This is a genomic window from Streptomyces dioscori (assembly GCF_003024195.1).
Taxonomy (GTDB): domain Bacteria; phylum Actinomycetota; class Actinomycetes; order Streptomycetales; family Streptomycetaceae; genus Streptomyces; species Streptomyces dioscori.
Genome location: NZ_KZ679045.1, coordinates 223,325 through 236,596, shown reverse-complemented (window position 1 = coordinate 236,596; position 13,272 = coordinate 223,325). Strand labels below are relative to the sequence as shown.

Here is a 13,272-nt window from a genome sequence, read left to right as displayed (position 1 = left end):
GTGCGGACGGCCGCACCGAGGTCTTCGTTCTCCGCGCGGCAGTCAGGAGCCCCATGCCCATCGACGTTGCCCAGGCCCTCGCGGCCGAGCCCCGGTCCGCCGGGATCGCCTGGGGGCACAAGGACGTCCAGCTCTACCACCTCGGCCTCGGCGCCGGCGCGAACCCCGACCGGGACACCCCCGCGACCGACCCCGACGAACTGCGCTACACGCTGGAGTCCCGGCTGCACGTCCTGCCGAGCTTCGCGACCGTCGCGGGCGCGGGTTCACCGGGCGTGATCAGCGGCCTCTCCATGCCGGGCGTCGACGTCAACCTCGCGCACGTCCTGCACGGCGGCCAGACCGTCACGCTGCACCGGCCGATCCCGGTCGCGGGGGAGGCGGTCGCCACCGCGCGGATCGCCGCCGTGTACGACAAGGGCAAGGCCGCCGTTCTCGTCGTACGCACCGAGGTCGCCGACGCGGACGGGCCGCTGTGGACCAACGACGCCCAGATCTTCGTACGCGGCGAAGGCGGTTTCGGCGGCGAGCGGGGCCCCTCCGCGCGCCCCGAACCGCCGACGGGCACCCCGGACCGGACCGTCGAACGCCCGATCCGCGCGGACCAGGCACTCCTGTACCGGCTCTCCGGCGACTGGAACCCGCTGCACGCCGACCCCGAGTTCGCCAAGCTCGCCGGCTTCGACCGGCCCATCCTGCACGGGCTGTGCACGTACGGGATGACGCTGAAGGCGGTCGTGGACACCGTGCTCGGCGGCGACGTCACCCGGGTCCGCTCCTGCGCCACGCGCTTCGCCGGCGTGGTGTACCCGGGCGAGACCCTGCGCGTGCGCATGTGGGAGGAGGACGGCCGGGTCCGGGTGACGGTGGGCGCGGCCGAACGCGACGACGCGCCCGTCCTCACCGACACCGTCGTCGAACACACCTGAGCGTGAGCGTCCCGAGGACGAGGGGCGCGTGTCGTCCATACGTTTCGCAGGTCTGACAGGTCTGGCAGGTCTGGCAGGTCCGGCAGGTTTGGCACTTTTCGTACGTTTCCGAGGGGAGCCGCATCATGCGCGCAGCCGTACTGCACGAGATCGGGCAGGACAAGCTGGAGATATTCGACGACGTCGAGGCGACGGGCTTCGGACCGGGCCGGGTGCGCATCCGTGTGCGGGCCACCGGCCTGTGCCACTCGGACCTCTCGGCGATGGCCGGGGTGCTGCCGCAGCCCGCGCCCTTCATCCCCGGGCACGAGGGGGCCGGCGAAGTCCTGGAGGTCGGCGAGGGCGTCACGAACGTCAAGGCCGGTGACCGGGTCGTCGTCTGCTGGCTCCCCGCGTGCGGCGCGTGTCCGGCCTGCAAGCGCGGCCAGACCGAGCTGTGTCTCGCCGGGTTCATGAACGCCGGTACGCCCAACTTCAAGCGGCCCGGCGGCGATGTGTTCGGCTTCGCGGGCACCGGGACCTTCACCGAGGAGGTCGTCGTCGACGCGGGCTGCGCCGTACCGATCCCGGACGACGTGCCCTTCGACATCGCCGCGCTCATCGGCTGCGGCGTCACCACGGGGCTCGGGGCCGCCCTCAACACCGCGGACGTGGAAGCCGGTTCGTCGGTCGCCGTCATCGGCTGCGGAGGTGTCGGCGTGTCCGCGATCCAAGGCGCCCGGCTCCGGGGCGCGGCGGAGATCGTCGCCGTCGACCCCGTGCTCTCGCGCCGCGAGGCCGCGCTGCGGTTCGGCGCCACCCGGGCCGTATCGCCCGACGAACTCCCCGACGCCAAACAGTCGGTGACCGCGGGCGAGGGCTTCGACTACGTCTTCGAGGTCGTCGGCCGCTCCGCCACCGCCCGCACGGCGTACGAGAACACCCGCCGCGGCGGCACGCTGGTCGTCGTCGGCGCGGGCGCCATGGACGACTTCCTGCAGCTCAACATGTTCGAGCTGTTCTTCGACGAGAAGCGGATCCTGCCGTCCATGTACGGCGGAGGGGACGTCCTGCGGTCGTACGAGCGGACCATCGCCCTGTGGCGTGCCGGGCGCATCGACCTGGAGGGCCTGATCACGCACCGGGTGCCGCTCGCCGACATCAACGAGGCGCTCGACCAGATGCGTACGGGAGTTTCGCTGCGTACGTGCATCGAGATCTGACGACGCCGGCCGTCCCGCACAACCGGAACGCACGGCCTGCCGAGCGGTACGCACGGCCTGTCGAGCAGAAAGGACCTCGATGCCGATGTCAATGCCAAAGCCAATGCCACTGCCACTTGAAGGACGGTCCGCGGTCGTCACGGGTGCGGCCCGCGGGCTCGGCCGGGCGGAGGCGCTGGAACTCGCCCGGCTGGGGGCCGCTGTCGTCGTCAACGACTACGGACAGCCCGGCCGGGACGGTTCCGGTGACGCGTCGGCCGGGCCCGCCGAGGAGGTCGCCGCGTCGATCCGGGCGGCGGGCGGACGCGCGCTCGCGCACACCGGGGACGTGGCCGACCACGAACAGGCGCGGGAACTCGTGGAGTTGGCGATCGCGGAGTTCGGGCAGCTGGACATCCTCGTCAACAACGCGGGCATCCTGCGGGACCGGATGGTCTTCTCCATGTCCGAGGACGAGTGGGACTCGGTGATCCGCGTCCATCTGAAGGGCCACTTCAACACCACGCACTTCGCGTCCGCGCACTGGCGGGCACGGTCCAAGGCGGCGGACGCGCCGGTGTACGGGCGGATCGTGAACACCTCCTCGGAGGCGTTCCTCGCGGGTTCCGCGGGACAGCCCAACTACGCTGCCGCGAAGGGCGGGATCGTCGGACTGACGACGTCGACGGCGCTGGCGCTGGCCAAGTACGGCGTCACGGCGAACGTGATCTGCCCACGCGCCCGGACCCGTATGACGGCGGACGTCTTCGCGGGCTTCAAGGAGCCGGGGGAGGGGCAGGAGGCCGGGGGGCGGGACGCGCTCGATCCGCTCGCGCCCGAGCATGTCGCCCCGCTCGTCGGCTATCTGGCCTCGCCGGCCGCGCGACACGTCAACGGCCAGCTGCTCGTCGTGCACGGCGGGATGGTCGCCGTCGTCGAACGGCCGCGGGTGGCGGCGAAGTTCGACACGAAGCAGGACGCCTTCACGTACGACGAACTGGACGCGCTGCTCACGCCGCACTACGCGGGCCGGCCGCGGGGGGAGACGTTCGCGGCGGCGGAGGTACTGGGCTTGCGGCACGAGTAGCTCTCGCAGCACGAGCAGCCAAGGATCTGGTGCCCCCATGCGGAACGGCCCCGCCCGACGAGTGTCGGACGGGGCCGTGTCGTGTCGCGGCCCGTGGTGTGTCAGGCCCCTGTGCCGTGCTGCTCGGCCGGCCTGCGGTGCCGGCCACGGGGGATCGCCCCGTCCTCCTGTGCGGAGACGGGCCCCCGGTGCCGGCCCTGGTGGCCACCGTCGTCGTCGGCCTGCGCCGACGTCCCCCGCGGGTCGGTGGCCGTCGTCTCCATGGTGTTCGTTTCGCTCATCTGGAATTCACCCCGTCAGCAAGATCCTTCGGTACAGCGCCGGAGATTCTAACGGTCGCCCGTGACCGACCTGAGGGGTGGTCGGGGCTACTCGGTGGTCACTTTGAGAGGACCCGAAGCCGAGCCACCGCCGGCCCCCACCCGAAGCCCCCAGAAGTCGGCCGGCGCCTCCCGACTGACCCGCTCGACACGTAGTGGCTGCGCCGGCTCGCCGCGCGTGGTGCCCGCAGCCGCGTCCCGGCCCTCCTCCGGAGCTACGGCCGGAGCCTCGCTCGGAGCGGTTTCCGGAGCGGTTTCCGGAGCTGGATCGGACTGCGGGTCCGGAGCCTGTTCCGGCGCCCGATCCAACGGCCGGTCCGGTGCTCGCTCCGGCGCCCGATCCAACAGCCGGTCCGGTGCTCGCTCCAGCAGCCGATCCAGTGGCCGGTCCGGTGCTCGCTCCAGCGGCCGATCCAGCGGCCGGTCCGTCGACTGGGCCAGTGGGCGGTCCGGCGCCCGGTCCGGTGCTCGGTCCGGTGCTCGATCCTGTGGCCGGTCCGGCGACTGGTCCGGCGCTCGGTCCGGCGCTCGGTCCAGCCGCTGTTCCGGGGCCCTGTCCGGAGCCCTGTCTGGAGCCCGTTCCGGTGGCCGGTCCGGTGCTCGGTGGGGCGCCCGGTGGGGCGCCCCCTCCGGTCCCCGCCCCCTCCCCGCCGCCTGTGCCGCCCTGCGGCCCGCGAAGGCGCTTGCGACCGCTCGGGCTGTCAGGGGGGCCTGTTGGAGCGGTACCGGGCGGGTCACCTCCGGTTCGGGTGCCGACGGCCCCCGCGGGGCCTCCCCCGTGCCGGGCGGGTCCCCCGGGCCTGCCCCGGCGGACGCCTCGACCCGTGCCACCCCGCACCGCACCGCCCCCGTCGCGTACGGCAGTTGCAGGACACCGTCCCTGGTCCAACGGCCGGAGCCGGTCAGCCAGCCCTCCGGCGGCGGGAGCTGATGGAGGTGGCGTTCCGCCGGGCGCCACACTCCCAGCCAGCTGCCCGAGCCACCGGCACCGCCGTCGCCGTCGATCCGCAGCGCGACCCCGCAGCTCTCCGGCGTCAGCACCAGACCCGGCTGGATCGCGAACGGCGTGACCGTGCAGCCGGCCGGCTGGAGGCACTCCGGGAACCGGACCGGCAGCGTGCTCCCCAGCACACCCCAGCCCAGCCGCTCCTGCCCCGGAGAGGGCGCGTCCGAGCGGATCAGGAGCAGCCCGCTGTCCGCGTCCGCGAGCAGGAGCCGGTCATTGCTCTCCTCCGCGATCTGCAGCAGCGGCGACAGTTCGCCCCCGCGCTCCAGATCGACCACCACCGTCTTCGTCCTGCCCTGCGACTCCCGGTCCAGCGCGAGCAGCCGGTCCCCGCCGCCCAGCCACACCCCGCCCGAGCAGCGCCCCGGGATCTCCGCGAGATGTTCGGGCCCGAACGCGCCGCCCGCCACCAGCCACACCGCGGTCGAACCGGGGCCGACGGCAAGCGCGTACGCCCGTGTGCCGCCCGGAGCCGGTGGCAGCAGCCGCAGCCCCGTGCCCGGCTCGGGGCACTCCACCGCGCCGAGCGGTACCTCACCCGTCCCGGGACCCGTCGGGTACAGCAGGGAGAACGCGTGCCGCCCGTCGGTGAACCGGTGGATGAGCACCCGCCCGTCCGCCATCGGCAGCACCTCCGTACCGGGTTCCTCCGGCTGGTTGCCCGGCAGGGGCACGGCGTAGGGCTCAGGGCCGTCCAGCGTCCAGCGTTCCGGGAACCAGGACTCGCCGCTGCGGGCCAGCCGGGCCGCGTACGCCCCGTCGACGGTGATCACGCACCCCGCCCGCGTGGCCCTTTCGTTCTCGGACGCCGCGGACTCGATCGCACAGGCCGCCATCGTTCGGTCACCTCCGGCGACGAAACTAGTTTTCGCACGCACAGACGTGGGACCTGCGGGCAGCCCCTTCACACATAAGAGTGGCCACCTTCCGATTCGCCTGAGGGAACGGGGGCGGATGTGCTCCACGGGAGCGGAGGTGCTGATGGACAGCCTCACGGCGGAGACCGGTCCGGAGAGGATCGACGAGGCGGGCGCAGAGGTCCTGGACGACCTCAGGGCCAGGGACCACCTCGCCGAGCAGACGTGAGAGGCGGGATGCGAGACGTAAGACGCGGGACGCGGGACGTGAGACGTGAGACGTGAGGCGCGGGACGCGTGGGCGTCGTGGGGTCGCGGCTGGTCAAGTCACCCGCGACCGGTAGGGCACGGACACAAGGCAGGTAGCCTTTTGTTCGTGCCCCGTCTGTCTGAAGCAATCGCCGCGCTCGACGCCCTCTGGCCCCCCGGGAGCGCGGAGGCATGGGACGCGGTCGGGACGGTCTGCGGAGACCCCGACCAAGAGGTCTCCCGTGTCCTGTTCGCCGTCGACCCGGTCCAGGAGATCGTGGACGAGGCGGTGAAGCTGGGCGCGGACCTGCTGGTCACCCACCACCCGCTCTACCTGCGCGGTACGACGACGGTGGCGGCCTCCACCTTCAAGGGCCGGGTCGTGCACACCCTCATCAAGAACGACATCGCGTTGCATGTCGCCCACACGAACGCCGACCGCGCCGACCCGGGGGTGAGCGACGCCCTCGCGGGCGCGCTGGACCTGCGGGTCGTACGTCCCCTGGTGCCGGACCCCGCCGACCCGGAGGGCCGCCGAGGCATCGGCCGGGTCTGCGAACTGGACCACCCCGTCACGGTCCGCGAGTTCGCCGCCCGCGCTGCCGAACGGCTGCCCGCGACCGCGCAGGGCATCAGGGTGGCAGGCGACCCGGAGGCGCTCGTGCGGACCGTCGCGGTCAGCGGCGGCTCCGGCGACAGCCTCTTCGAGGACGTACGCGCCGCGGGTGTGGACGCCTTCCTCACCGCGGACCTGCGCCACCACCCGGCGTCCGAGGCCCGCGCCCACAGTCCTCTCGCGCTGCTCGACGCGGCGCACTGGGCCACCGAGTGGCCCTGGTGCGAGCTGGCCGCAGCCCAGCTCGACGAGATTTCCGACCGTCACGGCTGGGACCTGCGGGTCCACGTCTCGAAGACGGTCACCGATCCGTGGAACTCCCACTCCCCTTCACCTGGAGCCCCCAACTGAACGCCGCGCCCGCCGACCAGATCCGACTTCTCGACGTCCAGTCCCTCGACGCCCGCCTCCAGCAGCTCGCCCACAAGCGGCGTTCGCTGCCGGAGCACGACGAGATCGAGTCGCTGACCAAGGACCTCACGCAACTGCGTGACCTGCTCGTCGCCGCCCAGACCGAGGAGAGCGACTGCTCCCGCGAGCAGACCAAGGCGGAGCAGGACGTCGACCAGGTGCGCCAGCGTGCCTCGCGCGACCAGCAGCGGCTGGACTCCGGCGCCGTCACGTCCCCGAAGGACCTGGAGAACCTCCAGCGCGAGATCACCTCGCTGGCCAAGCGGCAGGGTGACCTGGAGGACGTCGTCCTGGAGATCATGGAGCGCCGCGAGTCCGCGCAGGAGCGGGTCGGTGAGCTGACCGGGCGGGTCTCGTCCGTCCAGTCGAAGATCGACGACGCGACGAGCCGGCGGGACGCGTCCTACGAGTCCTTCGACGGGGAGAGCGCGACGCTGACCAAGGAGCGCGAGGTCGTGGCGGGCACCGTCCCCGCCGACCTCCTCAAGCTCTACGAGAAGCTCCGCGAGCAGCAGGGCGGCGTCGGCGCGGCCCGCCTCTACCAGCGCCGCTGCGAGGGCTGCCGCCTGGAGCTCAACATCACCGAGGTCAACGAGGTGAAGGCGGCGGCCCCGGACCAGGTCCTCCGCTGCGAGAACTGCCGCCGCATCCTGATCCGCACGTCGGAGTCGGGCCTGTAGCCCCGCGCCCCGGACGGAGGGGCCCCATCCGGGGCCCCGCAAGGGGCGCGGGGAACGGCGCGGCCAGCCGCAACGGACGATCAGCCGAACGTACAAGCCCGCTAGGCAGCACCGGCCCACCCAGGGCCCCGTAAGGGGCGCGGGGAACGGCGCGCTCAGCCACGACGGTCCGTCAGCCGAACGACACCCCCGTGACACCGACGTACAGGCAGCCACACACATGACCCGCCCCCCAGACCTGGGCACCCCCACCACCTTCGTCCTCCTCCGCCACGGCGAAACCCCCCTCACCCCGCAGAAGCGCTTCTCCGGAAGCGGACGCGGACGCGGACCCGGGCGCGGAAGCGGAACGGGCGGCGCCGCCACAGACCCACCCCTCTCGGACACCGGCCGCCACCAGGCCGACCGCGTCGCCACCGCCCTCGCCGCGCGCGGCACCGTACAAGCCACCGAGGCCATCCAGGCCATCCAGGCCATCGTGTCCTCCCCCCTGACCCGCTGCCGCGAAACAGCCGAGTTCGCGGCGGCCCGTCTGGACCTGGACGTACACATCGAGGACGGCCTCCGCGAGACGGACTTCGGCGCGTGGGAAGGCCTGACCTTCGCGGACGTACGGGAGCGCCACCCCGCCGACATGAACGCCTGGCTGGCCTCACCGGACGCCGAACCGACCGGCGGCGGCGAGAGTTTCGACGCGGTGGCCCGGCGCGTGGCGGCTGCCCGTGACGGGCTGCTCGCGGCGTACGCGGGCCGTACGGTGCTTGTCGTGTCGCACGTGACGCCGATCAAGACGCTTGTGCGGCTGGCGCTGGGCGCCCCGCCGGAGTCGCTGTTCCGGATGGAACTGTCGGCGGCGTCGCTGTCGGAGGTGGCGTACTACGCGGATGGCAACGCGAGTGTGAGGCTGCTCAACGAGGTCACTGCGTTGCGCTGAGCGTTTTTTGGCTGCGGTCCGGTGGGGGCTGGTCGCGCAGTTCCCCGCGCCCCTTGTGGGGCGGGTGGTTGTTTGTCGGGTGCGGGCCGGTGGGGGTCGGTCGCGCAGTTCCCCGCGCCCCTTACGGGGTCGGTGGGGGCCCGCACGGTGTCGCGCACGCCCCCTATGGGGCCCCTGGGGCGCTCCATAGGGCCGCCCCTACGGGCGCAATCCCGCCGCCTCTCGGGCGAGGGTTTCCACTCGGGTCCAGTCGCCGGAGGCGATCGCGTCCGGGGGGAGCATCCAGCTTCCGCCGACGCAGAGGACGTTCGGGAGCGCGAGGTACTCGGGGGCGACGGCGGGGCCGATACCCCCCGTCGGGCAGAAGCGCGCCTGCGGCAGCGGCCCGGCCAGCGACTTGAGATACGCCGTGCCGCCGGCCGCCTGAGCCGGGAAGAACTTCATCTCGCGCACCCCGCGCTCCAGCAGCGCCACGACCTCCGACGTCGTCGACACCCCCGGCAGGAACGGCACCCCGGACGCCTTCATCGCGTCGAGCAGGGTGTCCGTCCAGCCGGGGCTGACGAGGAAGCGCGCTCCGGCGGCGACGGAGTCCGTCACCTGGGCGGCGGAGATGACCGTGCCCGCACCCACCACCGCGCCAGGCACCCCGTCCGCGATGGCCCGGATCGCGTCGAGCGCCACCGGCGTCCGCAGGGTCACCTCGATCGCGGGCAGCCCGCCCGCGACGAGCGCCCGTGCCAGCGGAACGGCGTCCGCGAGGTCCTCGACGACGACCACCGGCACGACGGGCGCGAGTTCGAGCACGGGGAGGGGCGACGGCGAAGACGACGAGGGCAGCGGTGAGGGCGACATGCCGTCATCCTGCCCGTAGTGCGCAGCATGCGCAAAGGTCATTGCGCATGCTGCAACAACAGGCGGTACTCAGTGGACCTCGTCCACCAGCACGTCCAACATCCACGGCTTGCCCGCACCCGCCGCACCCGCCGTACCCGACGATCCGGCCGCCCCGCCCGAACCGCCCGTCCCCGCGACCTCCACCACATATCCCAGGTCCCGCAACGCCTCCACCAGCTCCGCCGGCCCCGACGGAACAACCCCGGTCTCCATGAGGCTCCGTACGATCCGCCCCTTCGTCGCCTTGTTGAAGTGGCTGACGACCTTCCGGGTCGGCGCGTGCAGCACCCGTACGCTCGCCGTCCGCCCCGCGACCTCGCCCTTCGGCTTCCACGCGGCCGCGTACGCCGCCGACCGCAGGTCCAGTACGAGCCCGCTCCCGGCGGCCTCGGGCAGCACGGCGGCCATCGGCGCACGCCAGTGCGAGCCGAGCGCCCCGAGACCGGGCAGCTTCACCCCCATCGAGCAGCGGTACGAGGGAATCCGGTCCGTCACCCGGACCGCGCCCCACAGCCCCGAGAAGACGAGCAGCGAACGCGCCGCCCGCCGCTTCCCCGCCGTGTCGAGGGAGGCCAGGTCCAGCGCGTCGTACAGCACACCCGTGTAGATCTCCCCGGCCGGCCGCGCCCCCGCGGTCCGCAGTTCCGTGTTCTTGGCGACCTCGCCGCGTAGGCCTTCGCTCAGCCCGAGCACCCCGCGCGCCTTCTCCTCGTCGGCCGCGCACAGCTCGACCAGTTCGTCGAGCACCGCCTGCCGTGCCTCGGCGAGCCCCGGCATGGACAGCGACTCCGCCTTCAACGGCGCGCCCCGCCCGGAGGGAGCCTTTCCTTCGGACGGCGGCAACAACACGAGCACGGCGGATCTCCCTGGGGCTTTCGATACGTACGCCGAACGTACGCGGAGCACCCGCCAGCCTACGGGGTGCCGCCCGCCCCACCCCGTCCTACGCTCGTCGTGTGCCCCGCCGCCGGATACGAGCGACCGACGCAGCCGAGACCCCGCTGCGGGCCGCGCTGCGCGCCCTGCGCACCGAACTGGGTGTCCCCGAGGACTTCCCGCCGGACGTGCTCGCCGAGGCCGAACGCGCCGCCCGCGAGCCGACGCCGCCGGACCACGGCACGAGGGCCGACGCGACGGACATCCCCTTCTTCACCGTCGACCCGCCCACGTCCACCGACCTCGACCAGGCCATGCACCTCTCGCGCCGCCCGCACGGCTACCGGGTGCGGTACGCGATCGCCGACGTCGCCGCCTTCGTCGTACCCGGCGGCGCCCTGGACGCCGAGGCCCACCGCCGGGTCACCACGCTCTACTTCCCGGACGGGAAGACCCCGCTGCACCCGCCGGTGCTGAGCGAGGGCGCCGCGAGCCTGCTCCCGGACGGCACCCGCCCGGCCGTCCTGTGGACGATCGACCTGGACGCGGACGGCAACCCGACCGCGACCGACGTACGCCGTGCCCTGGTCCGCAGCCGGGCCAAGCTCGACTACGCGGGCGTGCAGCGGCAGATCGACGCGGGCACGGCCGAGGAACCCCTCGCCCTCCTCAAGGACATCGGGCTGCTGCGTGAGCAGCGGGAGGTGGACCGCGGCGGCATCTCCCTCGACGTCCCCGAACAGGAGATCATCGAGCGACCCGCCCCCGACGGGACCCACACCCACGGCGGCACGTACGAACTCGTCTACCGCGCCCCGCTCCCCGCCGAGGGCTGGAACGCGCAGATCTCCCTCCTCACCGGCATGGCCGCCGCCGAGCTGATGCTCACGCACGGCACCGGCACCGGCACCGGTATCGGCACAGGCGCCGGCATCCTGCGTACGCTCCCGGCCGCCCCCGACGGCGCGGTCGGCCGGCTGCGCCGCACCGCGCACGCGCTGCGCATCGACTGGCCGCACCACGTCTCGTACGCGCGCCTCATCCGCTCCCTGGACCCGCACCGACCGCACCACGCGGCCTTCCTCCAGGAGTGCACGACGCTGCTGCGCGGCGCCGGCTACACGCCCTTCCGGGACGGAGCCGTCCCGGACCTCATCACGCACGCCGCCGTCGCCGCGCCCTACACCCACTGCACGGCCCCGCTGCGCCGCCTCGTCGACCGGTACGCCTCCGAACTGTCCCTGGCCGCCGCCGCGGGCGCCGCCCCGCCCGAGTGGGTGCTCGCCGCGCTCGACGAACTGCCCGCGCGGATGGCCGAGGGCACCCGCAGGGCGGGCCAGGCCGAACGCGGCTGCGTGGACATCGTCGAGGCGGCCCTGCTCAAGGACCGCGTCGGCGAACTCTTCGACGCCACCGTCGTGGACGTACAGGAACGCGAACCCACCGTGGGGACGGTCCAGTTGGAGGTCCCGGCCGTCGTCGCCCGCGTCGAGAGCGGGAACGGTACGACGCTGCCGCTGGGGGAGCGGCTGCGGGTACGGCTCACCCAGGCCGATCCGGGGACGGCGAAGGTGCTGTTCGCTCCGGCGTGAGCGGAGCGGGCTGTACGGGCGGGGGCTGTACGGCCTCGCGTATCGCGCGTACCAGTGCGTCGGACTCGTCGGCGTGAAAGCGGATCAGCCGTACGTCCCGGGGGCGCCCCAGGAAGCTGAAGTGCCTCACCGGAGTGTCCAGTTCGAGGGTGACGGTGGTCTGCGCGGCCACCGCCAGATCCAGCCGGCCTTCGCTCCGCTCGTGCGTGGTGACCAACTCCCGCCGTACGGAGGCGATCGCGGACAGCGGCACGCGCAGATCGACTTGCGCGGCGCGGCGTACGCGCAGGACCGTGTCGCCGAGGACGTGCGGGCGGGTCACGGACGCCGCGTGCATACCGACGACGAGCAGCAGCGTGTAGACGTCGAGGGCGAGTACGACGCGGTGCACGGCGGGATGGTTGCGCAGCAGCACCGCCATGCAGGCGCTCTCCAGGACGCAGACGAACCCGAACCCGAACATCATCGCGCCCTGTCCGCGGGCGTACCCGAAAGCCCGCCCTCGCCCCGACCCCGACCCCGGCCCCACGCCGTCGGGGCGCCGGGCCACCCACCGGACGATGCTCGCCAGCAGCCGCACCTCGTGCGCGACGAGCCGCCGTACGGCCCTCATCGCTCACGCTCCCCGTGCGCGGGCTCGCCTTGCGCGGGCTCCACGCGTCCGGGCTCCACGCGTCCGGGATCCGCGCGTCCGGGATCCGCGCGTCCGGGATCCGCGGGCCCGGGCTTCGGGCGCGCCCGCCGCACGAGCAGCCGGATCGTGCGCAGGACGGCCGCGGACTGCGCTGGCGGGAAGTCGTCGAGGAAGGCGCTCAGGAAGCCGCCGCCGTTCGCCCCGGGCCCGTTCGCCCCAGGCCCGTCCGGGTCGAGATCGGCCAGGTCGAGGTCGGCCAGGCCCAGGCCGGCCAGGGCCTCGTCCGGAAGGCAGTCGGCGAGGGCATGGGCGGCCTCCTCGACGCGCGGGTCGGCCGGGTCGGCGTCCGCGAGCTCGTCCAGCAGCGTGTAGGCCGCGTGCGCCCGCTCCGCGGCGCCCGGCACATCGGCGGTGGCTCGCAGCGCGGACAGCAGGCGCTCCCGGTCCTTCGGGGCGGCGACCGTTTCGAGGAGGGCGATCATCTCGCGGTCCCTCGCGGCGATCGCCGGTTCCGGGTGCCGGGTCAACTCACCGAAGATGGCAGCGAGTTCGGGGGACACGGGGCCTTCGGCGGGCATCCGGCCCCCGTCGAGCAGGGCGCGCAGCCGCAGCCGCCTCGCCCGGATCGCCGCCTCCTGGCGTGCCAGGTCGTCGTCGAGTTCCGCGAGTACCTCGGCGAGGTCGCGGCCGGCGTCGTCCGCGAGGATGTCCCGTACCTCGGTGAGCCCGAGCCCCAGCTCGGTCAGCCGTCTGATCCGGGCGAGCGCGGCGGCGTGCCGCAGTCCGTAGTCGCGGTAGCCGTTGGGGCGCCGCTCGGGCTCGGGCAGCAGCCCGAGCTGGTGGTAGTGCCGCACGGTCCGCGTCGTGACGCCGACGGCCGCGGCGAGCTCTCCGATCCGCATGCCCTCAGTAGAAACGTTGACGTTGCGACAAGGTCAAGCGAGCCGCACCGCGACGGGCAGCCGGGAGACCTCGCGACGCGAAAAGGCATGGCGACGACGAA

The 13,272-nt window shown here is 73.3% G+C and carries 13 protein-coding genes and 1 pseudogene; 8 read left to right on the top strand and 6 right to left on the bottom strand.

Features of this window, described 5'->3' with window-relative positions; genetic code table 11:
• Positions 1–53 precede the first annotated feature (53 nt).
• The 3 genes from C6Y14_RS21665 to C6Y14_RS21655 all read left to right on the top strand — a co-directional run bounded on the left by C6Y14_RS21665 (position 54) and on the right by C6Y14_RS21655 (position 3,197).
• Positions 54–929 (top strand): MaoC/PaaZ C-terminal domain-containing protein, encoded by an 876-nt coding sequence (locus tag C6Y14_RS21665; RefSeq protein ID WP_107018420.1) that lies wholly within the window; start codon positions 54–56, stop codon positions 927–929.
• 125 nt (positions 930–1,054) lie between these two features.
• Positions 1,055–2,131: a Zn-dependent alcohol dehydrogenase gene (locus C6Y14_RS21660; RefSeq protein ID WP_107018419.1), complete on the top strand. Its 1,077-nt coding sequence runs from the start codon at positions 1,055–1,057 to the stop codon at positions 2,129–2,131.
• 103 nt (positions 2,132–2,234) lie between these two features.
• Positions 2,235–3,197, top strand: coding sequence for a 3-oxoacyl-ACP reductase (locus C6Y14_RS21655; protein WP_107018418.1), 963 nt, complete (start codon positions 2,235–2,237; stop codon positions 3,195–3,197).
• 101 nt (positions 3,198–3,298) lie between these two features.
• Here the strand turns inward: C6Y14_RS21655 and C6Y14_RS21650 are convergent, their stop codons facing one another.
• Positions 3,299–3,478: a hypothetical protein gene (locus C6Y14_RS21650; RefSeq protein ID WP_107018417.1), complete on the bottom strand. Its 180-nt coding sequence runs from the start codon at positions 3,476–3,478 to the stop codon at positions 3,299–3,301.
• 741 nt (positions 3,479–4,219) lie between these two features.
• Positions 4,220–5,359: pseudogene (locus tag C6Y14_RS21645) on the bottom strand (hypothetical protein); the annotation flags it as partial.
• A gap of 118 nt (positions 5,360–5,477) precedes the next feature.
• Between C6Y14_RS21645 and C6Y14_RS45545 the strand changes: the two are divergent.
• The 4 genes from C6Y14_RS45545 to C6Y14_RS21630 all read left to right on the top strand — a co-directional run bounded on the left by C6Y14_RS45545 (position 5,478) and on the right by C6Y14_RS21630 (position 8,270).
• Positions 5,478–5,609 (top strand): hypothetical protein, encoded by a 132-nt coding sequence (locus C6Y14_RS45545; protein WP_263973085.1) that lies wholly within the window; start codon positions 5,478–5,480, stop codon positions 5,607–5,609.
• A gap of 147 nt (positions 5,610–5,756) precedes the next feature.
• Entirely contained in the window at positions 5,757–6,596 is an 840-nt protein-coding gene (locus C6Y14_RS21640) for a Nif3-like dinuclear metal center hexameric protein (RefSeq protein WP_107018604.1), read from the top strand.
• Complete coding sequence (locus C6Y14_RS21635; protein WP_199854814.1) at positions 6,593–7,336, top strand: zinc ribbon domain-containing protein; 744 nt, start codon at positions 6,593–6,595, stop codon at positions 7,334–7,336. The genes C6Y14_RS21640 and C6Y14_RS21635 overlap by 4 nt, the downstream gene beginning before the upstream one ends.
• A 220-nt stretch (positions 7,337–7,556) precedes the next feature.
• Positions 7,557–8,270, top strand: a complete 714-nt coding sequence (locus tag C6Y14_RS21630) for a histidine phosphatase family protein (RefSeq protein ID WP_107018416.1) — start codon at positions 7,557–7,559, stop codon at positions 8,268–8,270.
• A 198-nt stretch (positions 8,271–8,468) separates the two neighbouring features.
• Here the strand turns inward: C6Y14_RS21630 and eda are convergent, their stop codons facing one another.
• Together eda and yaaA are read right to left on the bottom strand one after the other, a co-directional pair.
• A complete protein-coding gene (gene eda / locus C6Y14_RS21625) occupies positions 8,469–9,125 on the bottom strand; it encodes a bifunctional 4-hydroxy-2-oxoglutarate aldolase/2-dehydro-3-deoxy-phosphogluconate aldolase (RefSeq protein ID WP_107018415.1) in 657 nt (218 codons plus the stop codon).
• 69 nt (positions 9,126–9,194) lie between these two features.
• Positions 9,195–10,022 carry a peroxide stress protein YaaA gene (gene yaaA, locus C6Y14_RS21620; protein WP_107018414.1) on the bottom strand — a complete coding sequence of 276 codons (828 nt, stop codon included), beginning with the start codon at positions 10,020–10,022 and terminating at the stop codon, positions 9,195–9,197.
• Between the two features lie 101 nt (positions 10,023–10,123).
• Between yaaA and C6Y14_RS21615 the strand changes: the two genes are divergently transcribed.
• Positions 10,124–11,635, top strand: a complete 1,512-nt coding sequence (locus C6Y14_RS21615) for an RNB domain-containing ribonuclease (RefSeq protein ID WP_107018413.1) — start codon at positions 10,124–10,126, stop codon at positions 11,633–11,635.
• Here C6Y14_RS21615 and C6Y14_RS21610 read toward each other — a convergent pair.
• A complete protein-coding gene (locus C6Y14_RS21610) occupies positions 11,586–12,248 on the bottom strand; it encodes a hypothetical protein (protein ID WP_107018412.1) in 663 nt (220 codons plus the stop codon). The two genes, C6Y14_RS21615 and C6Y14_RS21610, sit on opposite strands and share 50 nt — an antisense overlap.
• On the bottom strand, positions 12,245–13,171 hold the full coding sequence (locus tag C6Y14_RS21605; protein ID WP_107018411.1) for a MerR family transcriptional regulator: 927 nt from the start codon (positions 13,169–13,171) through the stop codon (positions 12,245–12,247). Before C6Y14_RS21605 ends, C6Y14_RS21610 begins: the two co-directional genes overlap by 4 nt.
• Between the last annotated feature and the right edge of the window lie 101 nt (positions 13,172–13,272).

Excerpts from the sequence above, each read along its gene's own strand:
- C6Y14_RS21630 (WP_107018416.1), top strand. The coding sequence starts at position 7,557 with ATGACCCGCCCCCCAGACCTGGGCACCCCCACCACCTTCGTCCTCCTC.
- C6Y14_RS21610 (WP_107018412.1), bottom strand. The coding sequence starts at position 12,248 with ATGAGGGCCGTACGGCGGCTCGTCGCGCACGAGGTGCGGCTGCTGGCG.
- C6Y14_RS21655 (WP_107018418.1), top strand. The coding sequence starts at position 2,235 with ATGCCACTGCCACTTGAAGGACGGTCCGCGGTCGTCACGGGTGCGGCC.
- eda (WP_107018415.1), bottom strand. The coding sequence starts at position 9,125 with ATGTCGCCCTCACCGCTGCCCTCGTCGTCTTCGCCGTCGCCCCTCCCC.
- C6Y14_RS21650 (WP_107018417.1), bottom strand. The coding sequence starts at position 3,478 with ATGAGCGAAACGAACACCATGGAGACGACGGCCACCGACCCGCGGGGG.
- C6Y14_RS21605 (WP_107018411.1), bottom strand. The coding sequence starts at position 13,171 with ATGCGGATCGGAGAGCTCGCCGCGGCCGTCGGCGTCACGACGCGGACC.
- C6Y14_RS21665 (WP_107018420.1), top strand. The coding sequence starts at position 54 with ATGCCCATCGACGTTGCCCAGGCCCTCGCGGCCGAGCCCCGGTCCGCC.
- C6Y14_RS21660 (WP_107018419.1), top strand. The coding sequence starts at position 1,055 with ATGCGCGCAGCCGTACTGCACGAGATCGGGCAGGACAAGCTGGAGATA.
- C6Y14_RS45545 (WP_263973085.1), top strand. The coding sequence starts at position 5,478 with ATGTGCTCCACGGGAGCGGAGGTGCTGATGGACAGCCTCACGGCGGAG.